At 61.4% G+C, this 21,736-nt stretch carries 27 protein-coding genes; 11 read left to right on the top strand and 16 right to left on the bottom strand.

The genetic code is table 11. The features are described 5' to 3' along the window. The first annotated feature begins 121 nt into the window (after positions 1-121). Positions 122-973: a pantoate--beta-alanine ligase gene (panC, locus tag EOA16_RS14105; protein ID WP_127258797.1), complete on the top strand. Its 852-nt coding sequence runs from the start codon at positions 122-124 to the stop codon at positions 971-973. Positions 974-1,008: 35 nt separating this feature from the next. Here the strand turns inward: panC and EOA16_RS14100 are convergent, their stop codons facing one another. From EOA16_RS14100 to gatB, 3 genes are all read right to left on the bottom strand, one after another. Continuing rightward, complete coding sequence (locus EOA16_RS14100; RefSeq protein ID WP_164754257.1) at positions 1,009-1,353, bottom strand: hypothetical protein; 345 nt, start codon at positions 1,351-1,353, stop codon at positions 1,009-1,011. 83 nt (positions 1,354-1,436) lie between these two features. Beyond that, positions 1,437-1,925 carry a GNAT family N-acetyltransferase gene (locus EOA16_RS14095; protein ID WP_127258795.1) on the bottom strand — a complete coding sequence of 163 codons (489 nt, stop codon included), beginning with the start codon at positions 1,923-1,925 and terminating at the stop codon, positions 1,437-1,439. Between the two features lie 4 nt (positions 1,926-1,929). After that, complete coding sequence (gene gatB / locus EOA16_RS14090) at positions 1,930-3,429, bottom strand: Asp-tRNA(Asn)/Glu-tRNA(Gln) amidotransferase subunit GatB (RefSeq protein WP_127258793.1); 1,500 nt, start codon at positions 3,427-3,429, stop codon at positions 1,930-1,932. A 281-nt stretch (positions 3,430-3,710) separates the two neighbouring features. Here gatB and EOA16_RS14080 point away from each other — a divergent pair, with 281 nt between their 5' ends. Next, a complete protein-coding gene (locus EOA16_RS14080) occupies positions 3,711-3,968 on the top strand; it encodes a YjhX family toxin (RefSeq protein ID WP_127258789.1) in 258 nt (85 codons plus the stop codon). Between the two features lie 46 nt (positions 3,969-4,014). Here the strand turns inward: EOA16_RS14080 and EOA16_RS14075 are convergent, their stop codons facing one another. Then, positions 4,015-4,446, bottom strand: coding sequence for a CBS domain-containing protein (locus tag EOA16_RS14075; protein ID WP_127258787.1), 432 nt, complete (start codon positions 4,444-4,446; stop codon positions 4,015-4,017). Between the two features lie 87 nt (positions 4,447-4,533). Further along, a complete protein-coding gene (locus EOA16_RS14070; RefSeq protein WP_127258785.1) occupies positions 4,534-5,295 on the bottom strand; it encodes a rhomboid family intramembrane serine protease in 762 nt (253 codons plus the stop codon). A gap of 389 nt (positions 5,296-5,684) precedes the next feature. On the opposite strand from EOA16_RS14070, the gene EOA16_RS14065 reads away from it, so the two are divergent. From EOA16_RS14065 to EOA16_RS14055, 3 genes are all read left to right on the top strand, one after another. Further along, the gene (locus EOA16_RS14065) at positions 5,685-6,317 is read left to right on the top strand and encodes a PAS domain-containing protein (protein WP_127258783.1); all 633 of its coding nucleotides are present in this window, start codon (positions 5,685-5,687) and stop codon (positions 6,315-6,317) included. A 182-nt stretch (positions 6,318-6,499) separates the two neighbouring features. After that, positions 6,500-7,117, top strand: coding sequence for a PilZ domain-containing protein (locus EOA16_RS14060; RefSeq protein ID WP_013531341.1), 618 nt, complete (start codon positions 6,500-6,502; stop codon positions 7,115-7,117). Between the two features lie 266 nt (positions 7,118-7,383). Continuing rightward, a complete protein-coding gene (locus tag EOA16_RS14055; RefSeq protein WP_127258781.1) occupies positions 7,384-7,992 on the top strand; it encodes a transglutaminase-like cysteine peptidase in 609 nt (202 codons plus the stop codon). Between the two features lie 356 nt (positions 7,993-8,348). On the opposite strand, the gene EOA16_RS14050 is transcribed toward EOA16_RS14055, so the two are convergent. From EOA16_RS14050 to EOA16_RS14040, 3 genes are all read right to left on the bottom strand, one after another. Beyond that, a complete protein-coding gene (locus EOA16_RS14050; RefSeq protein WP_127258779.1) occupies positions 8,349-9,527 on the bottom strand; it encodes a hypothetical protein in 1,179 nt (392 codons plus the stop codon). Between the two features lie 305 nt (positions 9,528-9,832). After that, on the bottom strand, positions 9,833-10,360 hold the full coding sequence (locus EOA16_RS14045; RefSeq protein WP_127258777.1) for a gamma carbonic anhydrase family protein: 528 nt from the start codon (positions 10,358-10,360) through the stop codon (positions 9,833-9,835). A 19-nt stretch (positions 10,361-10,379) separates the two neighbouring features. Then, positions 10,380-10,721 (bottom strand): hypothetical protein, encoded by a 342-nt coding sequence (locus EOA16_RS14040; RefSeq protein ID WP_127258775.1) that lies wholly within the window; start codon positions 10,719-10,721, stop codon positions 10,380-10,382. A 125-nt stretch (positions 10,722-10,846) separates the two neighbouring features. Here EOA16_RS14040 and EOA16_RS14035 point away from each other — a divergent pair, with 125 nt between their 5' ends. Beyond that, positions 10,847-11,572 carry a hypothetical protein gene (locus EOA16_RS14035; protein ID WP_127258774.1) on the top strand — a complete coding sequence of 242 codons (726 nt, stop codon included), beginning with the start codon at positions 10,847-10,849 and terminating at the stop codon, positions 11,570-11,572. Positions 11,573-11,635: 63 nt separating this feature from the next. On the opposite strand, the gene EOA16_RS14030 is transcribed toward EOA16_RS14035, so the two are convergent. Together EOA16_RS14030 and cysE are read right to left on the bottom strand one after the other, a co-directional pair. Further along, entirely contained in the window at positions 11,636-11,839 is a 204-nt protein-coding gene (locus tag EOA16_RS14030) for a DUF3126 family protein (protein ID WP_013531334.1), read from the bottom strand. Positions 11,840-11,988: 149 nt separating this feature from the next. Beyond that, on the bottom strand, positions 11,989-12,837 hold the full coding sequence (gene cysE / locus EOA16_RS14025; protein ID WP_013531333.1) for a serine O-acetyltransferase: 849 nt from the start codon (positions 12,835-12,837) through the stop codon (positions 11,989-11,991). A gap of 147 nt (positions 12,838-12,984) precedes the next feature. On the opposite strand from cysE, the gene EOA16_RS14020 reads away from it, so the two are divergent. Beyond that, entirely contained in the window at positions 12,985-13,602 is a 618-nt protein-coding gene (locus tag EOA16_RS14020; protein ID WP_127258772.1) for a hypothetical protein, read from the top strand. On the opposite strand, the gene EOA16_RS14015 is transcribed toward EOA16_RS14020, so the two are convergent. From EOA16_RS14015 to EOA16_RS14000, 4 genes are read right to left on the bottom strand one after another with little or no spacing between them, the layout of a single operon-like run. Continuing rightward, entirely contained in the window at positions 13,595-13,945 is a 351-nt protein-coding gene (locus EOA16_RS14015) for a hypothetical protein (RefSeq protein WP_127258770.1), read from the bottom strand. The genes EOA16_RS14020 and EOA16_RS14015 overlap by 8 nt on opposite strands. Before the next feature lie 47 nt (positions 13,946-13,992). Further along, positions 13,993-14,760, bottom strand: a complete 768-nt coding sequence (locus EOA16_RS14010; RefSeq protein WP_164754256.1) for an alpha/beta hydrolase — start codon at positions 14,758-14,760, stop codon at positions 13,993-13,995. 20 nt (positions 14,761-14,780) lie between these two features. After that, a complete protein-coding gene (locus EOA16_RS14005; protein ID WP_127258766.1) occupies positions 14,781-15,341 on the bottom strand; it encodes a DUF192 domain-containing protein in 561 nt (186 codons plus the stop codon). Positions 15,342-15,366: 25 nt separating this feature from the next. Beyond that, complete coding sequence (locus tag EOA16_RS14000) at positions 15,367-15,963, bottom strand: cold-shock protein (protein WP_127258764.1); 597 nt, start codon at positions 15,961-15,963, stop codon at positions 15,367-15,369. A gap of 216 nt (positions 15,964-16,179) precedes the next feature. Here EOA16_RS14000 and EOA16_RS13995 point away from each other — a divergent pair, with 216 nt between their 5' ends. Next, positions 16,180-16,620 (top strand): VOC family protein, encoded by a 441-nt coding sequence (locus EOA16_RS13995; RefSeq protein WP_127258762.1) that lies wholly within the window; start codon positions 16,180-16,182, stop codon positions 16,618-16,620. Between the two features lie 145 nt (positions 16,621-16,765). Beyond that, the gene (locus EOA16_RS13990; protein ID WP_127258760.1) at positions 16,766-17,059 is read left to right on the top strand and encodes a DUF2218 domain-containing protein; all 294 of its coding nucleotides are present in this window, start codon (positions 16,766-16,768) and stop codon (positions 17,057-17,059) included. Positions 17,060-17,067: 8 nt separating this feature from the next. On the opposite strand, the gene EOA16_RS13985 is transcribed toward EOA16_RS13990, so the two are convergent. Together EOA16_RS13985 and ilvA are read right to left on the bottom strand one after the other, a co-directional pair. After that, complete coding sequence (locus EOA16_RS13985) at positions 17,068-17,634, bottom strand: DUF1697 domain-containing protein (protein WP_127258758.1); 567 nt, start codon at positions 17,632-17,634, stop codon at positions 17,068-17,070. Next, positions 17,631-18,887: a threonine ammonia-lyase IlvA gene (gene ilvA / locus EOA16_RS13980; protein WP_127258756.1), complete on the bottom strand. Its 1,257-nt coding sequence runs from the start codon at positions 18,885-18,887 to the stop codon at positions 17,631-17,633. Before ilvA ends, EOA16_RS13985 begins: the two co-directional genes overlap by 4 nt. Before the next feature lie 467 nt (positions 18,888-19,354). Here ilvA and EOA16_RS13975 point away from each other — a divergent pair, with 467 nt between their 5' ends. Further along, positions 19,355-20,428, top strand: coding sequence for an alpha/beta hydrolase (locus EOA16_RS13975; RefSeq protein ID WP_013531324.1), 1,074 nt, complete (start codon positions 19,355-19,357; stop codon positions 20,426-20,428). A 143-nt stretch (positions 20,429-20,571) separates the two neighbouring features. Next, entirely contained in the window at positions 20,572-21,735 is a 1,164-nt protein-coding gene (locus tag EOA16_RS13970) for an alpha/beta hydrolase (RefSeq protein WP_127258754.1), read from the top strand. Position 21,736 lies beyond the last annotated feature (1 nt).

The raw sequence follows: 21,736 nt of genomic DNA, 5'->3' as shown, positions 1-21,736 counted from the left end.
CAACGCCGCAGGTCTCATGCGGGCCCTCGAAGGGCGAGCACCACAGGCGGTCGTCACGGTGGCGCGGGACCAACGCCCAATCAGCTCTTAAACTGATTCAACGCAATCGTGAGGTTGCCTGATGAGCCAACCCGTCGTCGTCGACAGCGTTGCCGCACTTCGCGCGCAAGTCCGGGACTGGCGTCGCGACGGCCTTCGTGTCGCCATGGTGCCGACCATGGGCGCTTTGCATGACGGACACATCTCGCTGGTCAAGATCGCGCTCGAAAAAGCCGAGCGCTGCGTCGTGTCGATCTTCGTCAACCCGACGCAGTTCGCGCCGAGCGAAGACCTCGACAAGTACCCGCGCCAACTCGCCCGCGATCTCGACCGGCTCGGCGCGGCAAAGGCCGACCTTGCCTTCACACCGACGGTTGGCGAGATGTATCCCGCCGGCTTCGCCACGAAAATCTCGGTCGGCGGTCCCTCCGCCGGGCTCGAATCTGATTTTCGGCCGACCTTTTTCGAGGGCGTCGCCACGGTGGTGGCAAAGCTCCTCCTGCAGTCAACGCCCGACTGTGCGGTCTTCGGCGAGAAGGACTACCAGCAGCTTTGCGTGGTGAGGCAGCTCTGCGGCGATCTCGACCTGCCCGTCGAGATCATCGGCGCGCCAACGATACGCGACGCCCATGGTCTCGCCATGTCATCACGGAACGCCTATCTCGATGAGGCCGAACTGAAGATCGCCCGCCAGCTCAACGTGATATTGCGCAATACGGCTGCGGCCCTGGCGGCAGGCGCCGACCAGAACGATGCAACCGAAGAGGCCAGCCGCAACCTCATCGCCGCCGGCTTTCAAAAAGTCGACTATGTCCAGGCACGCGAAAGCCTGACGCTTGCGCCATGGCGTCGAAACCGCGAAGGGCGTCTTCTCGCGGCAGCATGGCTCGGCAAGACCAGGCTGATCGACAATGTGGGGGTTCCCGCTGCCTAGCGAGGCTCGATCCTCCCGGCGGATCGCTGCCGCGCCTAGCTCTGGCTCTTTTGTCCGCCGGCCCTGACGATCAGGTGTCCCGCGACGATCCCAACCACCCCGGCAAGGGCTTTCACCAATGCATCGATGAGGCGTGCATGGCGACCCGGATCAATGAGCTGAAGCAGTTCCAGCATGCCGGCGGTCACAGCCACGAAGATCACGACCTGATACAGTCGGTTGGGGAAGCCGACCGCCAGGGCGAAGCCCAACAGGACATAAGCCAGGGCACGCTCGACATTCGCTTCAGCAAGGTGCGGCCGCATCTGGATCGGCGACAAGGTCGCGAAAATGATGATGGCGAGCAGCGCCAGCGCTGTAATGCGGGACAGTTTGGTCATGCCCTTGCATATCCGTCGTTAGCCGGTACAGCAAACGCCGCGATGACGCATGGCCGGATCGCTCTATTCATCCCGATGGCAATCTATCCCAGCGGCTTCTCGAAGCTCATCGTCTTCATCCCCGAGGTCTCACTGGATTCCGCGGCGGTGCCGGCGGGCAAGAACCCTTTCGACCGATAGAAGGCGATGGCGCCGCCATTGGCCTCCTCGACCTCGACGCGCAGCGTTCGCGCTTCCGGAAAACTGGCCTCGACCTCGTCGAGCAGTGCCTGCCCGATCCCACGCCTTTGGCAGTCCGGATGGACGTAGAGCTGGTTCAACAAGATGACCTTCGCATCCGCGGTGGCGGCGGCGAAAGCCATGCCGCCGATCCGCTTGCCATTATCGGCCACCAGGAATTCCGAATTCGGCCGTGTCAGCCGCGAGCGGAGCGAAGCGATCGAGTGCCATTCATCGGTGATCTCGGTGACTTTGGCAGCGCCATAAATGGCGTCATAGGTCGCATGCCAGGTTTCCACCAGCAGCATCCGCACAGCGGCAAGGTCGCGTTCACCTGCGGTGCGGACAAACACAGTGCTACTCGATGCCCAGTTTGGCCTTGACGAGGTCGTTGACCGCCTGCGGGTTGGCCTTGCCGCCGGTCGCCTTCATCACCTGGCCGACGAACCAGCCGGCCATGCTCGGCTTGACGCGCGCCTGTTCGACCTTGTCGGGGTTGGCTGCGATCACCTCGTCGACAGCCTTCTCAATGGCGCCGGTGTCGGTGACCTGCTTCATGCCACGGCTTTCGACAAGCTGGCGCGGATCGCCACCCTCGTTCCAGACGATCTCGAACAGGTCCTTGGCGATCTTGCCGGAAATGGTGCCATCCTTGATCAGATCGATGACCGCACCAAGCTGCTCGGGTGAAACCGGAGCGTTCTCAATATCTTTTCCAGCCTTGTTCAATTGCCCGAGCAGATCGTTGATGACCCAGTTGGCGGCGAGCTTGCCGTCGCGGCCGGCGGCCACCTTCTCGAAATAGTCGGCGATCGGCTTTTCCGAAACCAGGATCGAGGCGTCATAGACGGACAGGCCGAGCGACGCGATCAGCCGCGCCTTCTTGTCGTCTGGCAGTTCCGGCAATTCCTTGGCCAGCGCATCGACATAGGCCTGGTCGAATTCCAGCGGCAAAAGGTCCGGATCGGGGAAGTAGCGGTAATCATGGGCTTCTTCCTTGGAGCGCATCGAGCGCGTCTCGCCCTTGACGGCGTCGAACAGCCGCGTCTCCTGGTCGATCTTGCCGCCATCTTCGAGAATGGCGATCTGCCGGCGCGCCTCGTAGTCGATGGCCTGGCCGATGAAACGAATCGAGTTGACGTTCTTGATCTCGCAGCGCGTGCCGAACTCGCCGCCCGGCTTGCGCACCGAAACGTTGACGTCGGCGCGCATCGAACCTTCGTCCATGTTGCCGTCGCAGGTGCCGAGATAGCGCACGATGGTGCGCAGCTTGGTGACATAGGCCTTGGCTTCGTCGGCCGAGCGCATGTCTGGCTTGGAGACGATCTCCATCAGCGCCACGCCGGAACGGTTGAGATCGACATAGGACATGGTCACATGCTGGTCGTGCATCGACTTGCCGGCATCCTGCTCCAGATGCAGCCGCTCGATGCCGACTTCGATGTCCTCGAATTCGCCCTGCCGGTCCGGGCCGACCGAAACGATCACGGTGCCCTCACCGACGATCGGCTGCTTGAACTGCGAGATCTGGTAGCCCTGTGGCAGGTCGGGATAGAAGTAATTTTTGCGGTCGAAGACCGACTTGTGGTTGATCTGCGCCTTCAGCCCAAGGCCGGTGCGGATCGCCTGCTTGACGCATTCCTCGTTGATGACGGGCAGCATGCCTGGCATCGCCGCATCGACGAGGCTGACATTGGCGTTGGGTGCCGCGCCGAAAGCCGTCGAAGCGCCGGAAAACAACTTTGCTTCCGAAGTGACCTGCGCATGGACCTCGAGGCCGATGATGATCTCCCAGTCGCCGGTGGCGCCCGGGATCAGGCGTTTCGCGTCGGGGGTGCGGGTATCGATGAGGGACATGGCGGCCTGCGAACTGGAATGATGGGAAGGTGCATTAATGCACATTCTGATGTGCAACTTCGCTAGTGCAAACCGCCAAAAGAGACAAGCGCAAAGCCACGGACTGGTCTTTTCAGCGGCTTTCGCCTAAAGGACGTCCTTTCCAATGGAGAGTGGATGTCCACTTACGCTCAGTCCCGGTAAGGCCCTGACCTCCTGGCGAGGCAGGGCAGAAAACCTGAAACCCCGTGCCGCGAAGCTTCGTGGCGGCGGTATTTTTTGTTTTCCCGGAAAACTCTCACATGGATATTTCGCGCACTGAACAGCGCATCCTGCACCTGCTCGCGCAGGGCGGACGCATTGAAATCGAAAAGAACGAGAAAAAACGGATCGCTTCCGCCAAATGCCTGACCCGCGATGGCTGGCATTATCCGGGCGTCGATCTCGACATGTTTCGAAAGCTGAAGCGGAAGAAGGCTGTTTCTTCGTCAGGTGGAGGACCCTACCGCATCACGCGGCGCGGGCTGGAACTCGTCCGCTCCGAACTTGACAACAGGTAAACCACGGCTCCGCCGGTCGGTTCTCCGGCCGGCGGTTTCTTCACGCTCAGGCGGTGGCGATGTAGGCCCTGATCTCCTCGGCCTCGCGCTCGACATCCTCGATCCGGCGCTTGACCACGTCACCGATGGACACGATGCCATCGAGCATGCCGTCCTTCTCCACCGGCAGATGACGGAATCTGCCTCGGGTCATGATCTCCATCACCTCGTTGACGGTGTGGTTTTCGTTGCAGATCTTCACTTTCGGTGTCATCGCCGAACGCACGGCGATATCCAGCGCGGCTCCACCTTCGCGGGCGACCACCCGGACGATGTCGCGCTCTGACAGGATGCCGACGATCTTGCGATCGCCATTGGTGATGACCAGCGCACCGATCTTGTGTTCTGCCAGGATGCGGATGGCTTCGCTCAGCTTTTCGTTCGGCCCGAGCGTCAACACGTCATGGCCTTTTCTCTCGAGAATTGCCTTAACCGTCATGGCGTCCTCCTCTGCTTTGTACGCCGGTTCCTGCCCTGACCGGCCTTCACGTAAGAGTGAACATCGTGCGCCGTGATCGGTTGCATTTCAAGTGCGGTGGTCGGTCGTCTCCCATTCGGGCGCCTGCCATCGCCTGTCGAACCAGCGCAGGCCGAAGAAGCCGGCGACGAAGCCGCCAATATGGGCCTCCCAGGCGATCTGGCCGTCTGCTCCCGGGGCAAAGCCGACAAGGCCGGTGGCGAGATTGATGATCATCCACATGGCGAGGAAGATCACGACACCGCGCAAGCGCAATACGAATCCGATCGGCAGCACAGGGCCGGCGAAGGCGGCCTTGCCGGCCGAACGGTCGGTGCGGAAGCCAAAACGCGCCGCAGCCCCCATCATGCCCGATATCGCGCCCGATGCGCCGACCAGCGGCGCCTCTCCGTACGGATGCACCGCCCAGAAAAGCGCGACCGAAGCCAGCCCGGTAACGGCAAAGAACAGCGCGAACCAGAGCGTGCCCAGGCGATTGGCCAATGGCGAGCCGAAGGCGGCGAGCCACACCATGTTGATGGCGATATGGGCAAGGCCGCCATGCATGAAGGCATAGGTGAAGGGCCGGGAAAACAGGAACCAGTCGAAGCCGTATTGGCCGGTGTAGAGAACAGGGATGAAGGCCCCGTCATACAGCAATGTCATCTGCTGGGATTCGCTCAACACATATTGCTGCAACAGATAGACGGCCACGCAGATGCCGATCACCGCCAGCACGACGGGCGGCAGGTTGAACACCGGCTCGCGCCGTCGGGGCTCGGGCGCGTCCTCGACCGGATCGACTTCCGAGGGAGTTACCGGTTCATTCATTTGAAAATGCACTCACTGCGGGATTTGGAATCCGAGCATCTAGATCACCGCGGACCGAACCGCAAACCGCGAATCGCTGGGCGCGAATCAAAAAAGAAGCCGTTCAAGGTTTCCCTTGAACGGCTGGTCGAGCCCCCTGCTCCCCTAAAACTCTTGACTGAAGTGCTGCCGATCGTCGCGAAACGACCGCTTCTGGAGTGGTTTTTATGTGCCATTGGGCTCGCTTCGATGCAATGTAAACCACTTGTTAACCTTAACGGCCCCGACCCGTGAACAAGTGTTAACGACGCTGGCACGCTTCCTGCTCCGCAACGCATGTAGGTCATCGGAGGGCGCCCTTCTGTTCACCGATGGGACATCAGACGACAGATTGCGCGGAGCAGCATAGTATGAACCAGAATGGATCGATCACGCTGTTCCAATATTGGAACCGCCTGCGTGATGGACGCCCTGCCCCGAAGCGTTCGGAGGTCGAACCAGCCGACATCAAGTCGCTGCTGGCCGACACCTTTATCCTGGAACGTGACACGCGTGGACAGGCGGTATTCCGGCTGGCCGGCACCAGGCTTTGCGCCTGCTACGGCCGCGAGCTCAAGGGGTTTTCCTTTCCATCGCTGTGGCGCGAGAAGGACCAGCGGCTCGTCTCGCGCCTGATCCATGGCGTCTTCGAGCAGAAATCGGTCGTGCTGATCAGCTATGAGGGCTTCAGCCGCAACGGGCGTTCCAACAAGTTCGAACTGCTTGCCCTGCCGCTGGACGGCGGCGTCGAAAATCCGCGCTGCCTGGGCGTCATCAGCGCCGTGGAGAAACCCTTCTGGCTGGGTGCCGATCCGATCACCGATGCGTTGATTGATTCGATACGTGTCATAGATCCGGAGAAGGAGCTTCTGAACAATCGCCCGGCGATCGATGTTCCCTCGCTCGTTCCCGATGAACTTGGGACACCCGAGACGATCTCGGCGCTCGGCCGGGCGCGCCGCATCCGCCATCTCGTCGTCTTCGATGGCGGGCGCGAGGAATAGTCCGCAATTTGCGGCCTGATGCACGTCGCCCAAAACTGCGCGGCCGTTTTGGCACAACGGCCTGCAAAAAAGGAAAACCCCTGAAGCGCCCGCTTTTCCCCTTTGTTAACCCGCTTTGTTGTACTTCTCTGATGAAGCTCCTCGCATCGGCGCGCGGGATGCCAAACGGGGTGTAGGCAGTCATGAGGTCAGCGGCGGTCGACTATGCGCCGTCCCAAGCTGAAAGGCGTAATTTTCAGCGTGTCCGGGTTAAAATTTACGGACGCTTCATGCTGGAAGACCGCACCGAACACCCCTGCCAGGTCGTCGACATGTCACCTGGCAATGTCGCGTTTCGCACCGACCGCATCGGCATGCCCGGCGAAAAAATCATCGCCTACATCGATCATATCGGCCGCATCGAAGGTGTCGTCACACGCACCTTGCAGGACGGTTTCGCGATGACCGTCATCGCGTCGGATCGCAAGAAGGACAAGCTGGCCGCGCAATTGACCTGGCTCGCCAACAAGCATGAACTCGACCTGCCGGAAGATCGCCGCCACGAGCGCGTCGCACCGCGCAATCCGACAAGCGTGCTGCAGCTCACCGACGGCCGCCAGTACCAGTGCCGTATCATCGACCTTTCGCTCTCCGGCGCCGCGGTCGAAATCGACGTCAAACCGGCAATCGGCATCCAGGTCATGCTTGGCACCATGCGCGGGCAGGTCGTGCGTCATTTCGAGGACGGCGTCGCCATCGAATTCGCTGTGATCCAGCGCCCTGAAACGCTCGATTCCGAATTCAACACACCACGCGCCTGAGCAGGCCCGACAGCAACACTCCAGGAACCGGCCCTTGCGGCCGGTTTTTTGTTTTCGACGTCATGACATGCTTCGGCCGCTCTTGGCGGGGGCCTGGGAGACTTCCGCGCCCGAGATGAGGGCACCAAGATCCAAACAATTTAATACTCAAATGATTCAAATTTTATGTTTATTCTACTGGAGTTTTACTCAATATCTACTTCGCGCTTTTGCGTCAAATAAATCCACATGTGGCAATGTCTCCGTCGAACGGGGAGACTACAACAATGAAGAAAACGAGGGGCAAGCTGTTGCTGGCGGCAATGGCGATGCAGCTTTCCGCTTGGGGATCAGCATATGCCGCGGGACCGGCCTATATGCACACCGGCGGACGCACCACCCAGCCTGTTGGTCATTATGAGTTCTGCCAGCGCATTGCTGGCGAATGCAGTGAACGGACCCCGAAGGGTCCGCCGGTCGAACTGACCCGCAAACTGTGGGCGACGATCGTCAACATCAACAATTCGGTCAACACCCGCATCAAGCCGCGCACCGACATGGAAAACTACGGTGTCGAGGAATATTGGGCCTATCCGGCCAATGGCTATGGCGATTGCGAGGATTACGCGCTGGAAAAGCGCCGCGAGTTGATGGATGCGGGCGTCCCCGCCGGCAATCTGCTGATGACGGTAGCGCGCCAGCCGAATGGCGACGGCCACGCGGTGCTGACCGTGCGCACGAGCCTCGGAGAATTCATCCTCGACAATCTGGAAACCAAGGTCCTGTCCTGGACGGATACCGACTATACCTATCTCAAGCGCCAGTCTGACCAGAATTCCGGCGTTTGGGTAACGATCAATGACGGCCGCTCCGACGCGGTCGCCAGCGTCCGCTGAGGACGCCGCCGCATGTCGCGGGGGATAGCGACATGTGCCTGGAACAGAGATCAAGCGCGTCGCAGCAGCGCGACACGCTTTACGAGAAACCCGGTCGAGTCCCCACCCTCCCCGTCCCCAACGACCGGGTTTAAGGAGCCGGCCCCGTCCCCGGGCCGGCTCCGCCATTTCTGGGATAAGACGAGGATATTCAAGAAATTTTCACGCACGCGAATCAAGCGGCCGGCGATGTCGGCAATATTAACCGGTCTTGTCGACAACTATTACACAAGAGAAAACATGTATTTTCCGCTCGACATCGAAATACCAATATATAAATTCTCTCGCCGGCACGGCGCATTGGGCGCCACGTAAATTTATTGAGCGCTTTTCCTTCGGACGCCCGTTAACAAGGCGCGAAGCGGAGCAGTTATACGCCAAGACCTGCTACTCAACAGCGCCCTCGCCTCACCGGTAGCCTGCTCAGCACGTGCGCTCTCAGCCGAAAGAGCTGTCCTAAGCTCTGCTATCTCAGCAACAGCCTGCGCAACGTGTGCACGTTCAGCCGAATTAGCTGTCCGAAGCTCCGCTATCTCACCGGCAGCCTGCGCGACGTGTGCACGTTCAGCCCAAAGAGCTGCCCGAAGCTCCGCTATCTCACCGGCAGCACCCGCGGTACGTGCGCTTTCAGCGGAAAGAGCTGCCTGGACCTCCGTTACCTTTCTTTCCGACTGCAAGGCGTCTTTTCGAACCCGCCCTAGCTCGCGCCGTAACGCGAGCATGTCTACCTCTTCAGGTCTCATCGATTGTGCCGCTCGGTGCGCTGATGCCGCATCAACGCGTCTTTCGTTTACGGTTGCCATCATTTCTTTGCCGACCCGTATCTTGGTGAGATCGGCTGTACGCGCATGCGCCTGGTAGGCCCGCTCGGCGGTTGTTCCATGTGGTAAGATGGGCCGGAGCGCATGGAGCAAATACTCCTTGTCCTCCACCATGCGCGGGAAAGCCAGAAAATGAACAGGCACCTCGGCTTCGGTTGCCCTCCACACCAAATTATGGAACGAAAAAGCGAGCAGCCGAGCCTGGTCGAGGGGATTAAGTGAATAGACCATGCCGCCAGGTGTTGTACCCCAAACCTCCCAGCTCCGGTCCATCTCCGCCATCCAGGGTGCGTGTTCGTGGATCGCACGCATTTCAAGTATCGCTCGACTGGCAGCAGCCTCCATCAAATCACGGACAGGAACCAAAATGGCGTCCACTGCAAGGCGCGGATTGCTCAGGATTTGCTCGATATGCTCCCCAATCCAAGGTGATTTCACGACATAGGGCAGCTCTGCCCCGCTGTAAGCAAGGTGTTCTTCCAAACCGGCACTTGCCAAATCGTCCCAGAAAGCTCCCGCCTCACCACGCCGCGATAGCGTGGTATCGAGCCCAAGTTCAGTCAAATAACGTACGAGGAAGCTGGTGCCGGCTCGACCCGTACCCGCGATCAACAGGTGGCGTGTCGACGGATGAACCGTTGCAGTTGGCGGTGTCCCGCCCCCTTGCTCCTCCATGTCTGGTTCTCCCGCCTGGATGGCCTGTTCTGCTAGTGTGACGATGAATGCGCCCGCTAGGTTTACCGCTGTACTGAAAAGGCTCCAACCGCGTCAAGCCAGCTTCATAATAGGCGGCGGGCAAATGGCGTCAGCGCAGACGGTATCGCGGCAGGATACAAGCTTGCTGCACACGCTGTTGCCTTAGAAGCCGCAATCCCGAGATTCGACACATTCTCAATATTCTTAGCCGCCTACGGTCTACGTGAATATCATGCGCCGATCTATTTGACCTCTGGGACAAATCGGCCATTTCTGGCGAGATCTCAGACCTTCTTCAGCCCCGCCTTGAAGCGCTTGCCATTGGCGACATAGTGCGCCGCCGAGCCGCGCAACCTGGCAATTGCCGCGTCGTCCAGCACCCTGATTGCCTTGGCCGGTGAGCCGACGATCAGCGAATTGTCCGGGAATTCCTTGCCTTCGGTAACCAGCGCGCCGGCGCCGACCAGGCAATTCCTGCCGATTTTCGCGCCGTTCAGCACGATGGCGCCCATGCCGATCAGGCTGTTGTCGCCGATCGTGCAACCATGCAGCAAGGCGCGGTGGCCGATCGTGCAGCCTTCACCGATCGTCAGCGGAAAGCCGGGATCGGTGTGCATGACCGTATGTTCCTGCACATTGGTGTCGGCACCGATGACGATAGGCTCGTTGTCGCCGCGGATGACGGCGCCGAACCAAAAGCCGGCATTGCGTCCGACCCTGACGTCGCCGATCAGCGTCGCATCGGGTGCGACCCAGTTCGAGTCCGCATCGGCGAAGCTGGGCTCTGTTCCATCGATCGCATAAAGCGGCATTTCTGGTCTCCGAATCGTCTCAAGCTGGCAATTCGGACCCTAGGAGACGGAGCGTCCATGAGGCAATGGCAAGCACGACGACGCCCAGCGCCAAGGTCCACGCAATTGCCGTGCAGCCGCAGGACATCAGCGCCAACGTTGAAATGCGGTGCTGACGCCGGGCATCGATGGCGTCGTTGACCAGCATGAAGGGTCCGGCACAGGCGGTGGCGAGCAGCGAGCGCAAGACATGTGACGGCGACACATAGGGTTCGGTGAAGGCGACCTTGCGGCCCGACACCAGTTCCATGGCCGATCCGGCAAGCCCGCAGGCCGTCAAGCCGACGGCAAAAGCAAAGAGTGTGAGTTCCAGCGGTCCCATCTTAACTTTCCGTTTACCATGAAATTGCACAGTCGTTCCATGCAGGCTGCAAGAGCCGTGCCGTGCGATGTGTGCCGCCAAGGGACACAGGAGACGGACAGGCGGCCCGAGATCCGAGGACTGAGATGAAGCAGGCAGCGCTCGCCAACGAACTCACCGTGGTCGATTCCAGGCTGATGAAGCGGGTGCTCTGCGGGTTCGCGGCGCTCGCCCTGTTGTCGGTGGCGATCAGCCTTGGCGGCAAATGGTTCGGTCATTCGATCGCCATGGCCGGATACACCGACGATGCAACGGTCTACCAGGTGGTGATCGGCAACAATGTCATCGCTGTCCCGGCCAACACTATCCGTTTCGCCCAGGCCCGGCGCGACGGCATTGCCTCACGGCTCGACCTCTATCTGCGCTATCCCCGGATGGACGGCTACAGCGAGGCGGCGCGGGACGATTTCAACCACACGGGCACCGTCAAGAACATCGTGTTCCTGTCCTTCGAACAGCAGATGATGTCGCGTGACATGAGTGGCCGCTTCACGCCGATCTACAGCGCGCTGATCACTCGACCCGGCACTGCCGGGCCTGGCGGCACGATGATCTATGGTTTCAACGAGAAATCAGGCTATTTGAACGAGGTGCTGGTTGTCGGCAATCGCCCCGGCAAGGAGCCGTTCGTGGCCCGCTGCCTGAGCGGGCAGAGTGCCGACCAATCGCTGGCGCCTTGCGAGCGCGACATCCAGGTCGGCGACGAACTCAGCCTCACCTATCGCTTCCCAAGGGAGTTTCTGGGCGATTGGCAGGCGCTCGATGCGGCAATCGCCACTGAAGCCGGGCGCGTTCTGAAGGCGGGACGCTAAGAACGCTTCAAGGGAACCGGCTGGCCGGCCGCATGGAGCCGACCGACCGCAAGATTTGCTGGCTCAGGCCAGATCGATGTCGAGGATCGCCATCGAAAAATTGTAGTCGCCGTCGTCCTCGTCCTTGAAGACGATGCCGAGGAATTCGTCGCCGACATAGACCTCGGCCGAATCGTCCTTGCGCGGCCGCGCCTTGACCTCGAGCTTGGGGTTTTGGAAGACGCGCTTGAAATAGGCGTCCAGCTTTCTGATTTCGTCCGGCTTCAACAGTCTTCTCCGATCATCGGGCTTGCTCGTTCGAACGCGCTTCTGGCACGTCGACAATGGCGATGTAAAGGCAAGCGGCCTGATAAGACGAGACAACCACCACTCATGCCGCGGCCGGAATCCGGCAGCAGGCAGCGGTCTCGCGAAAATCAGATGTCGAAGCTGACGACCTGATCCATCGTCTGCGACGGCAGAAGCTGGTCCATCTGGCGCGACGGCTGATCGCAGCCGGTCTCGCCGACGACGCGGGCCGGCACGCCGGCAACCGTCTTGTTGTGCGGCACTGGCGACAGCACCACCGAGCCTGCCGCGATCTTCGAGCAATGTCCGATTTCGATGTTGCCGAGGATCTTGGCGCCAGCACCGATCAGAACGCCGTAGCGGATCTTGGGATGCCGGTCGCCGCCGGCCTTGCCCGTACCGCCCAGCGTCACGCCATGCAGGATCGACACATCGTCCTCGATGACCGCGGTCTCGCCGACCACGAGGCCGGTTGCGTGGTCGATGAAGATGCCCTTGCCGATGCGGGCGGCCGGGTTGATGTCGGTCTGGAAGACCGAGGACGAGCGGCTCTGCAGATAGAGCGCAAAATCCTTGCGCCCCTGGTTCCACAGCCAATGCGCCAGCCGATGGGTCTGGATGGCGTGGAAACCCTTGAAATACAGCACAGGCATGATGAAGCGGTCGCAGGCCGGATCGCGATCGTAATAGGCCTGGATGTCGACACGCACCGTCGTCGGCCACTCCTTGTCGTCGGCCAGCATGGACTTGAACGTCTGGCGGATGAGATCGGAGCCGATGTCCTGGTGCGCCAGCCGCTCGGCCAACCGATGAATGACTGCTTCCTCCAGGCTGTCCTGGTTGAGGATGGTCGAATAGAGGAATGCAGCGAGCAGCGGGTCGCGGTTGACAGCCTCCATGGCCTCGTCGCGGATCGAACGCCAGATCGGATCGACCGGCTTCAATGCGCTGTGTCGGGAAATGCTGATGCTGTTCATCGCCGTCTCGTCCTGCGTCCTGCCTGGCTTGCCTGTCGTGCTTGCCTGTTGCCTGGCCGCACATATAAGCCAGATCATAGCACGATTGAACTCAATTTTCCTTAGTGCTTTGTCAAATGGATTTGGTTCGCGGGAATTCAAGCAGCCATGGAAAACGAACCCTTGATCGATGACGCGCTGAAAAGCGAGCTCTCAGGGCTCTACCGGGCACAGGGCCGCCACTACCACAACCTTGCCCATATCGAGGCGATGCTGGCGCTGGCAGGCGACTATCGAGAATTGCTCGGCGACCCCGGGGCGACCGAAGCGGCGATCTGGTTCCACGATGCCATCTATGACAGCAAGGCCAAGGACAATGAGGCGCAAAGTGCCGCCCTTGCCGAAAAAAAGCTGGCGGGCCGTTCAGATCCCTCACGCCTCAACCGCATCTCGGCAATGATCCTCGCCACCGCCACGCACCAGCTGCCGCCGTTCGACGACGCGGCGGCCACACGGGACGCAAGTCTTTTTCTGGATATGGACCTGTCGATCCTGGGTGCCGCGCCGGATGCCTTCGACGCCTATGAGCGCGCCGTGCGGCGCGAGCATCACTGGGTGGAGGAGCCGATGTGGCGGGCTGGACGCAGTGCGGTCCTGAAGAATTTCCTTGCCCGCCCGCATATCTTCCACACGCAAGAGTTTCGCCAACGCTTCGAACCGCAGGCTCGGCTGAACATAGCGCGGTCGCTGGCGGCCCTTTCTATCGGCCAAGGGACAATCACGTAAAAGCCCCTATTGTCGATGCCAGCATCGCCAGAATGGCTAGGCCCGCCATCACCGACAGCCCGTTGAGGATGATCCCCAGAACGCCAAGCGCGCGGCTGTCGTTCGAACGCACCAGCGCCATCACGCCGAAAACCGCGCCGGTGATGTGCGCCAGCGGAGCGGCGAGCAGAAACACCGCCATGAAGAAACCGGTGGCGATGTTCTGCGCAAGTGTCGAGGCGTCGTTTGGGATCGCCACCAGGATGGTTATTGCAAGTGCCCCTGCCGCGAACGCCGACAATGCCAGTATGACCGAACGTTGGCCGAGCCCGCCTTGCGCGACCGCGCCCGGCACGGCGGCCATGCTTCGTCCCCATTGTGGCATTATTGGCCGCTCCCCTCGCCGTCCGCTCAGAGCGGATTTTCGGCATAGAACTCCAGCACGCGCTGCTTGAAGGTCTTGTCCCCGACGGCCAGCATATGGTCACGGCCCTCGATGTGAAAGGCGCTCGCGTTCGGCATCAACGCTGCAAGCTCATTGGGCGAACCGCCAATGTCGTCCGTCGTGCCGACTGCGACCAGCGTCGGCTGGGCGATGCGGGCGATATCCTGCTCGCTCAGCAATTCTCGCGATTTGGCGATACAAGCGGCCAGCGCACGGCGATCGCTGCGGGTCTGGTCGGCGAAGGCGCGAAACGACCGGCCGCGCGGATGGCTGGTCGCGGCCGGATCATCCGCAAGAAGGGCCGCTGCAATAGGGTCCCAATCGCCAACGCCATCGATCATGCCGATGCCGAGACCGCCGAAGACCAGCGTCGCCACCTTGTCCGGATCGGACAGCGCCATGAATGCCGCGATGCGGGCGCCCATCGAATAGCCCATGACATGGGCGCGCTCGATGCCGAGATGGCCGAGCAAGGCAGCGGCATCGGAGGCCATCTTGACCGGCGTGTAGTCGGCCTCCTCATAGCTCTTCGACGACGAGCCGTGGCCACGGTTGTCGAAGGCGATGGCGCGGTAGCCGGCATCGTTCAGCGTCTTGAACCAGCCGGGCGACACCCAGTTGACATAATGGCTCGAGGCAAAGCCATGGATCATCAGCACCGGATCGCCCTCGCCCGATTCCGGCTGGCGGTCGAGGAAAGCAAGATCGAAGCCGTCATGGGTGAAAAACTGCATCAGCGACCCCGCTTGCGCACTCAACCGCCACCGCCACTGGGTGCATCGCCATTGTCGGCGGGCGGCATGCTCGGGCCGGACACCGTGCCCACCGCTGGATGGCGTAACAGGTCGCCATACTCGATGCCGTTCCTGGCTGCGGTGCCTGCCTTGAGTTCGAGCACGAAGCGCACCGGTACGCCTGGCGAAATGACGGCGTCTGATTGCGGCTCGCCGTGCTTGACCGCCCGGATCTTGCCATCCTGGCCGACAAAGATCAGATCAAGCGGCATCGGGGTGTTGTGCATCCAGAAGCCAACCTGCTGCTGGACGTCGAAGACGAACAGCATGCCGTGGTCGTCCGCCATGTCCTGGCGATACATCAAACCGGCCTCGCGCTCCGCGGCGGTGTCGGCGACTTCGATGGAAAAAGAGCGATCACCGCCTTTCGTCACCACGACCAGTGGCGCCGGATCGGCCGGAAGGATCATCGCCTGGCTGTCCGCCGAGGTCGGCTTTTCGGTATAGAAATAACCACCGGCGGCGGCGACGACAGCAATCGCGCACATCGCGCCCGCGGTCAGCCAGTTCCTGTAAGCCATTCGAGATCCTCGGCCGGAAATCGTCCTAGTGCGAGACCGGCAAGGTCCCCATATCGGGGTGAATTTCGGCGGCCATAAGGCCTTTGTCGCCGCGCCCGAAACGAACCAGCACGACCTGCCCCGGCCGAAGCTCGGTGATACCGTAACGGCGCAAGGTCTCCATATGGACGAAGATGTCCTCGGTCCCCTCGCCGCGGGTGAGAAAACCAAACCCCTTAGTGCGGTTGAACCATTTCACCAAGGCGCGTTCGAGACCGCTCTCCGGCGTCACCGCGACATGGGTGCGCTGCTCCTGCATCTCGGCCGGGTGCACCGCGGTGGTGACATCCATGGAGAGCACCCGGAAAGCCTGCAATCCGCGGTCGCCATGCTTGACGAGGCAGACCACGCGTGCGCCCTCCAGAGCCGTCTGGAAGCCGTCCCTTCGAAGACATGTCACATGGAGGAGGATGTCGCCCGAGATGCCGTCATCCGGCAGGATGAAACCGTAGCCCTTGGCCACATCGAACCACTTGATGGCCCCGGCCACTTCGAGCAGATCCGCGGCATCGCCGCCTTCGTCACGCTGCAAGGCGTCGCCGAGGGGTCCGTCCCGCCCCGTCAAAGAGGCCTTTTCCCCCATAAGAATGCCCCCTTTTTTCAAGAACACCGCAACTGATTCTTGCCAACAGATTAACACTGCGGCTTCCGGTGTGTGCAAGACCTGCCGTGCCTTTTTTCACGGTTCATTAGGGCAATACCGGATTTGTTCTTTGCCGGCATTGCGCGCACCGCACGATTGCCCTTTGACAGGCCCGACCCTATGTTGCGCCGCAACGCAATTTATCGAGGAAATCACATGCGCTATCTGCACACCATGATCCGCGTCGCCGACATCGATGCCTCGCTCGACTTCTACTGCAACAAGCTCGGCCTCAAGGAAGTGCGCCGCTACGAAAACGAGCAGGGCCGCTTCACGCTGATCTTCCTCGCGGCGTCCGAAGACGAGCAAAGCGGCATCGCCGACAAGGCACCGCTGGTCGAACTGACCTACAATTGGGATCCGGAAGACTACAAGGGCGGGCGCAATTTCGGCCACCTCGCCTATGAGGTCGACGACATCTACGGCACCTGCCAGCATCTGATGGACAATGGCGTCATCATCAACCGGCCGCCGCGCGACGGCAACATGGCTTTCGTCAAGTCGCCGGACGGCATTTCGATCGAGCTTCTGCAGAAGGGCCCGCCCAAGGCCAAGGCGGAGCCCTGGGCTTCGATGGCGAACACCGGAAGCTGGTAGCCGATCACGCTGTCTTGAGCGGACAATGCCAGACTGATGAGCCCGGTACCGTTTGGTTTTTCAGGGGCGGCGCCTATTTGTCTGGCTGAGGCGTCAGGCGTGGGCCGGCGCCCAGCCATGCAACAGGCGCTTGCCAGGAGAATTCATGCCGACCAGCCATGCCGACGTCGCCACCGAACATGCCAGCCGCTACCTGCAGCAGCTGTGCAAGCACTGGGCGCACAAATTCCCGGTCGAGTTCGATCCCACCCATGGCACCATCGATCTCTCAATGGGCCGTACCGTCATGGATGCCGATGCGGCGACGCTGCATATCACGGTGTCGACTGACGAAGCAGGATCGATCGAGCGCCTGGAAAGCGTTGTTGCCGATCACATCAAGCGCTTTGCTTTCCGCGAAGAACTGACCTTTGACTGGAAAACCGCTCCGGCAGCCTAGTTGGCGACTTACTTCTCAGCGGCCTGAGCGGCCATCTCCAGCAGCGCCTGCACGGAGCGCCAATTGCGCGCTGTGCCCGGCACTTTCAGCGTGCGCGGGATCAGCCCGGCAAACACCGATTTGCCCAGCCCGTCCGGTGCGCTGAGGTAGAGCACATCGCCCTTGATCTCGAAGCGTTCGGGGCCGGTGCACTTTTCGGTCAGCCGCGCCACCTCGTCCGCTGTCGGCTCGCGCTCCAGCACATAGGCGTGCAGCTTCGTGTGGTCCGCGGCAACTTCCGGGTACGGGTTTTCGTTCACCAGCCGCTCGAACCAGGAGAGATCGCGCACCATGATGCGCGAATGGAACCCCCATTTCTTCTCGAAGGCTGCTTCGAGCTGTTTCGCCAGTGCCGCCGCGTCGCCCTTCTTCGCCCGGAACACGGCATTGCCGCTCTGCACGTAGGTGGCGACGTCGGAAAAGCCGTGCCCCTCGAAGAACAACCGCAGCTCCGCCATCTTGACGATGCGGTTGCCGCCGACATTGATGCCGGAAAACAGCGCGACGAAGATTTTTTCTGCCTCCTTGCCGCTCATATGATGAACCCGGCCAGTGTCTCGTTGTCGGTGATGTCCTGATACTGGACGCCCTCGGCCTCGAACTTCGCCTTGAGCAGGTCGAAATTGCGGCGGTCCCTGGTTTCGATCCCGATCAGCACCGAACCGAAATTGCGCGCCGATTTCTTGAGATACTCGAAACGGGCGATGTCGTCGTCGGGCCCGAGCAGTTCGAGGAAGTCGCGCAGCGCGCCCGGCCGCTGCGGAAAACGGATGATGAAGTATTTCTTCAGGCCCTCGAAGCGCAACGCCCGTTCCTTGACGTCCGGCAGCCGCTCGAAATCGAAATTGCCGCCCGAAACCACGGCGACGATGGTCTTGCCCCTGATCTCCTTCTTGGAGAAATCCTTGAGCGCATCGATCGCCAGCGCGCCGGCCGGCTCGAGCACGACGCCTTCGACGTTGAGCATCTCGATCATGGTGGCGCAGAGCCGGTTTTCCGGGATCAGCCGCACCGCGTCGGCCGGAAAATCCTTGAGATGACGCAACGGCTCGCGGCCGATCTCGGCCACCGCGGCGCCATCGACGAAATTGTCGACCTTGGCGAGCTTGAGCCGTTTTCCCGCTGCGAGGCTCTCGCGCAGGCTCGGCGCGCCTGCCGGTTCGCAGAAGACGAAGCGTGCTTCCCTGCCCTGATCGGCGAAATAGTGGGTGACGCCCGCGGCAAGTCCGCCACCGCCGACCGGCAGCATGACGATATCGGGCATGCGGGCGCCCGGCATCTGGTCCGCGATCTCGTAGGCGACGGTTGCCTGGCCCTCGATGATGTCCTTGTGATCGAAGGGGGGCACCATATGGGCGCCGGAACTGTCGGTGAATTCCAGGGCAGCGCGATAGCAGTCGTCGAAGAAATCGCCGACCAGTCTGATCTCGATGAAATCGCCGCCGAACAGCTTGGTCTTGTCGATCTTCTGCTGCGGCGTCGTCACCGGCATGAACACGACGCCTCGCCTGCCGAAATGGCGGCAGACGAAAGCAAAGCCCTGCGCGTGGTTGCCGGCGGACGCGCAGACGAACAGTTCAGCCTCGTTGCCGGCCGCCAGTGTCTTGCGGAAGAAATTGAAGGCGCCGCGAATCTTGTAGGAGCGGACCGGCGACAGATCCTCGCGCTTCAACAGCACCCGCGCACCGGTCTTTTTCGACAGATAATCGTTTTCCTGCAGCGGCGTTTCGGGGAAGATCTGGCGGATCGCGGCGGCAGCGGCGGCAACGCGGGAAGAGAAGCTGTTCATCGGAAACCACCCTTGGGGAAAACCACCTTGCGTTGCATGCTGTCCACGGAGCTCTATCATTGATCGGGTTGCGGACGTTCGGTTGTTGAGCGCCGGGACCAGGTGCGGCGCGAGCCCGCCTATTGCATATCCGGCTACGCGGCGCCATCGTCCATCATGTGCGTCCTTCCGAGCGGAAATTTTACGGAATATTTTCAGCTACTTGTGGGTGCATTCTCATGTCCCCTCGCATCGGGCGGCTTGAAATGGCTATCTCTGCGGGAATTGGTAGACCGGCGGCGACGCCGCTCATTGCGCGCATCACGCAGGCGTTTCCCGCCATTTTGGCTTTCGCGCAACACTGCGATGGCCGCAGCGGGGCGCCGATCACATTTCGACTCGACAGGACTTAGTTCTGCCGCACTCTGCCTGTCCGGGAGGTATCGTAAGGATAGACAGGCCTTTCGGCCGGAGTTGGAAATTCAGGCGTGCCTTTGAAGAAGATTTTTACCGTTGTCCTGGCCTTGTTCGTCGCCGGCTGCGCCGGCCAGCAAACACAGGAATTGCTGGGCAGCGCCATGGTGTCCGCGCCGGTGACGGAGATCGCCGGAAACCACTCGATCTTCATCGCCACGACGCGCAAGAAATCCGACGATCCCAACAAGGTTTTCGACGGCGAACGGTCGGCGACGCTGAACTATGCCCGCGTCAACGTCACCGTTCCGGGGCTTCACAAGACCGGCCAGATCGAGCGCCGCTCGCGCGGCAAATCGGACGACCCGGCGAAGTACTTCATGGCGTCCGAAGTCGTCGGCTACGACACGCAGCCGAAATTCTCAAGCGCGCTCAACGCCGACATCGCGGCGCGCGGCGGCCGCGTCATGGTCTTCGTGCATGGCTACAACACCGGCTTCGATGCCGCCGTCTATCGCCTGACCCAGATCGTCCATGATTCCGGCTATCCCGGCACGCCCGTGCTGTTTTCCTGGGCATCGGGCGCCAGGACCACCGACTATGTCTATGACAAGGAAAGCGCCAGCGCTGCCCGCGACCAGCTGGAAGTGACGCTCAGGATGCTGGAGCAGTCCGGCGCGCGGCGCATCGACATCGTCGCGCATTCGCTCGGAACCTGGGTCACCATGGAAACGCTGCGCCAGATGGCCATCACCGGCGACCGCGATCTCGGCGGCAAGCTCGGCGACGTGGTGCTGGCCTCGCCCGACATCGATGTCGACGTGTTCAAGAGCCAGATGCGGCGCTATGGCAAACCCGACAAGCCGTTCATCCTGCTGTTGTCGGACGACGACCGCGCGCTGCGGCTCTCCGGCCTGATCGCCGGTTCACGGCCGCGCGTCGGCGACTACAAGGATGCCGCCGATCTTGCCTCCTATGGCGTGACGGTCGTCGACCTGTCCAAGGTCAAGGGATCGGACAGCTTCAACCATACGAAGTTCGCCGACAATCCGACGCTGGTGAAAATGATCGGCCAGCGGCTGCGCGAGGACGACGGCTTTGCCAGCGACCGTGACGTGACCGACCGCATCAGCCTGCTTGGCCAATAGGTGCGGTCCCGCGGTTTTCGCCGTGCCTGCCCGGCATCGCGGACGTGTGGGTTCACTTTGAACTGGACCGCGCCGGTCTCTGGCCTTATCGGAATAGCCAGCGACGTCACGCGTTTGACGTCCCCTTTTGCGGGAGCCTGCGTGTGACCGTGCGTTCGAAGAGCTACCTCGTCGTTGCATTGGCGCTCGCTCTCACCGGCTGCGCTGGCGGGAAAACGCACGACCTGCTCAACACGACGACGGTCTCGGTGCCCGCTTCCGACATCGCGGCCACGCATGAGATCTTCGTCGCCACCACCCGCCAGAGGGCAACCAAGGATCCGCGACAGGTGTACGACGGCGATCGCTCGCTGACCACCAGCTTTGCCCGTGTCGATGTCACCGTTCCGAAAAGCCATCAGGTCGGCGCCATCGAACGGGCCAAGGGATCCGCAAATAGCAATCCTGCCAAGGATTTTACCGCCAAGGACGTCACCTTCTACGAAGGCGCGCCACAGTTCGCCAAGGCGGTCGGCGCCGACGTTTCCATGCGCGGCGACCGTGCGCTGGTTTTCGTGCACGGCTTCAACAACGGTTTCGATGACGGCATCTACCGACTGACGCAGATCGCGCACGACACGAAATATCCCGGCACCCCGGTGCTGTTCTCATGGGCTTCGAGCGGCAAGACCACGGGTTACATCTACGACAAGGAAAGCGCCAACGCGGCGCGCGACGACCTCGAGGCGACGCTCCGGATGCTGGCCAAGACCAAGGTCAAAAGCATCGACGTTATTGCCCATTCGATGGGAACCTGGGTGACCATGGAGGCACTGCGCCAGCTCGCCATCACCGGCGACCGCGATCTCGGCGGCAAGCTCGGCTATGTCATCCTGGCCTCGCCCGACATCGATGTCGACGTCTTCAAGAAGCAGATGATCCGCTACGGCAAACCCGACAAGCCATTCGCCATCCTGCTCTCGGCGGATGACCGGGCTCTCAAGCTCTCGTCCCTGATCTCGGGCGACAAGCCGCGCGTCGGCGATTACGGCGATGCGGCCGACCTCGCCAGCTACGGCGTGTCGGTGGTCGATCTTTCCCAGGCCAAGGGCGGTGACCGCCTCAACCACGCCAAATTCGCCGACAACCCGATGCTGGTGCAACTGCTCGGCGACCGGCTGCGAGCACCGGCTGGCCTGGCCGCGGACGAACCCGACGCGACACAGCTCAACAATCTCGGCCAGGGCCTCGGCAAGGCCGTCGGCTCGGTCGCCGAGATCGTCATCACCACGCCGTTCAAGGTGCTGACCATCGCCACCGGCGGGTAAA

It is taken from the genome of Mesorhizobium sp. M7A.F.Ca.US.008.03.1.1 (assembly GCF_003997495.1).
GTDB lineage: Bacteria > Pseudomonadota > Alphaproteobacteria > Rhizobiales > Rhizobiaceae > Mesorhizobium.
This window is presented reverse-complemented; position numbering and strand designations above follow the sequence as displayed.

Bases quoted from the DNA above. Each gene is read 5' to 3' on its own strand.
- panC (WP_127258797.1), top strand. From the start codon at position 122: ATGAGCCAACCCGTCGTCGTCGACAGCGTTGCCGCACTTCGCGCGCAA.
- EOA16_RS14100 (WP_164754257.1), bottom strand. From the start codon at position 1,353: ATGACCAAACTGTCCCGCATTACAGCGCTGGCGCTGCTCGCCATCATC.
- gatB (WP_127258793.1), bottom strand. From the start codon at position 3,429: ATGTCCCTCATCGATACCCGCACCCCCGACGCGAAACGCCTGATCCCG.
- EOA16_RS14080 (WP_127258789.1), top strand. From the start codon at position 3,711: ATGGATATTTCGCGCACTGAACAGCGCATCCTGCACCTGCTCGCGCAG.
- EOA16_RS14075 (WP_127258787.1), bottom strand. From the start codon at position 4,446: ATGACGGTTAAGGCAATTCTCGAGAGAAAAGGCCATGACGTGTTGACG.
- EOA16_RS14070 (WP_127258785.1), bottom strand. From the start codon at position 5,295: ATGAATGAACCGGTAACTCCCTCGGAAGTCGATCCGGTCGAGGACGCG.
- EOA16_RS14065 (WP_127258783.1), top strand. From the start codon at position 5,685: ATGAACCAGAATGGATCGATCACGCTGTTCCAATATTGGAACCGCCTG.
- EOA16_RS14060 (WP_013531341.1), top strand. From the start codon at position 6,500: ATGAGGTCAGCGGCGGTCGACTATGCGCCGTCCCAAGCTGAAAGGCGT.
- EOA16_RS14055 (WP_127258781.1), top strand. From the start codon at position 7,384: ATGAAGAAAACGAGGGGCAAGCTGTTGCTGGCGGCAATGGCGATGCAG.
- EOA16_RS14050 (WP_127258779.1), bottom strand. From the start codon at position 9,527: ATGGAGGAGCAAGGGGGCGGGACACCGCCAACTGCAACGGTTCATCCG.
- EOA16_RS14045 (WP_127258777.1), bottom strand. From the start codon at position 10,360: ATGCCGCTTTATGCGATCGATGGAACAGAGCCCAGCTTCGCCGATGCG.
- EOA16_RS14040 (WP_127258775.1), bottom strand. From the start codon at position 10,721: ATGGGACCGCTGGAACTCACACTCTTTGCTTTTGCCGTCGGCTTGACG.
- EOA16_RS14035 (WP_127258774.1), top strand. From the start codon at position 10,847: ATGAAGCAGGCAGCGCTCGCCAACGAACTCACCGTGGTCGATTCCAGG.
- cysE (WP_013531333.1), bottom strand. From the start codon at position 12,837: ATGAACAGCATCAGCATTTCCCGACACAGCGCATTGAAGCCGGTCGAT.
- EOA16_RS14020 (WP_127258772.1), top strand. From the start codon at position 12,985: ATGGAAAACGAACCCTTGATCGATGACGCGCTGAAAAGCGAGCTCTCA.
- EOA16_RS14015 (WP_127258770.1), bottom strand. From the start codon at position 13,945: ATGGCCGCCGTGCCGGGCGCGGTCGCGCAAGGCGGGCTCGGCCAACGT.
- EOA16_RS14010 (WP_164754256.1), bottom strand. From the start codon at position 14,760: ATGCAGTTTTTCACCCATGACGGCTTCGATCTTGCTTTCCTCGACCGC.
- EOA16_RS14005 (WP_127258766.1), bottom strand. From the start codon at position 15,341: ATGGCTTACAGGAACTGGCTGACCGCGGGCGCGATGTGCGCGATTGCT.
- EOA16_RS14000 (WP_127258764.1), bottom strand. From the start codon at position 15,963: ATGGGGGAAAAGGCCTCTTTGACGGGGCGGGACGGACCCCTCGGCGAC.
- EOA16_RS13995 (WP_127258762.1), top strand. From the start codon at position 16,180: ATGCGCTATCTGCACACCATGATCCGCGTCGCCGACATCGATGCCTCG.
- EOA16_RS13990 (WP_127258760.1), top strand. From the start codon at position 16,766: ATGCCGACCAGCCATGCCGACGTCGCCACCGAACATGCCAGCCGCTAC.
- EOA16_RS13985 (WP_127258758.1), bottom strand. From the start codon at position 17,634: ATGAGCGGCAAGGAGGCAGAAAAAATCTTCGTCGCGCTGTTTTCCGGC.
- ilvA (WP_127258756.1), bottom strand. From the start codon at position 18,887: ATGAACAGCTTCTCTTCCCGCGTTGCCGCCGCTGCCGCCGCGATCCGC.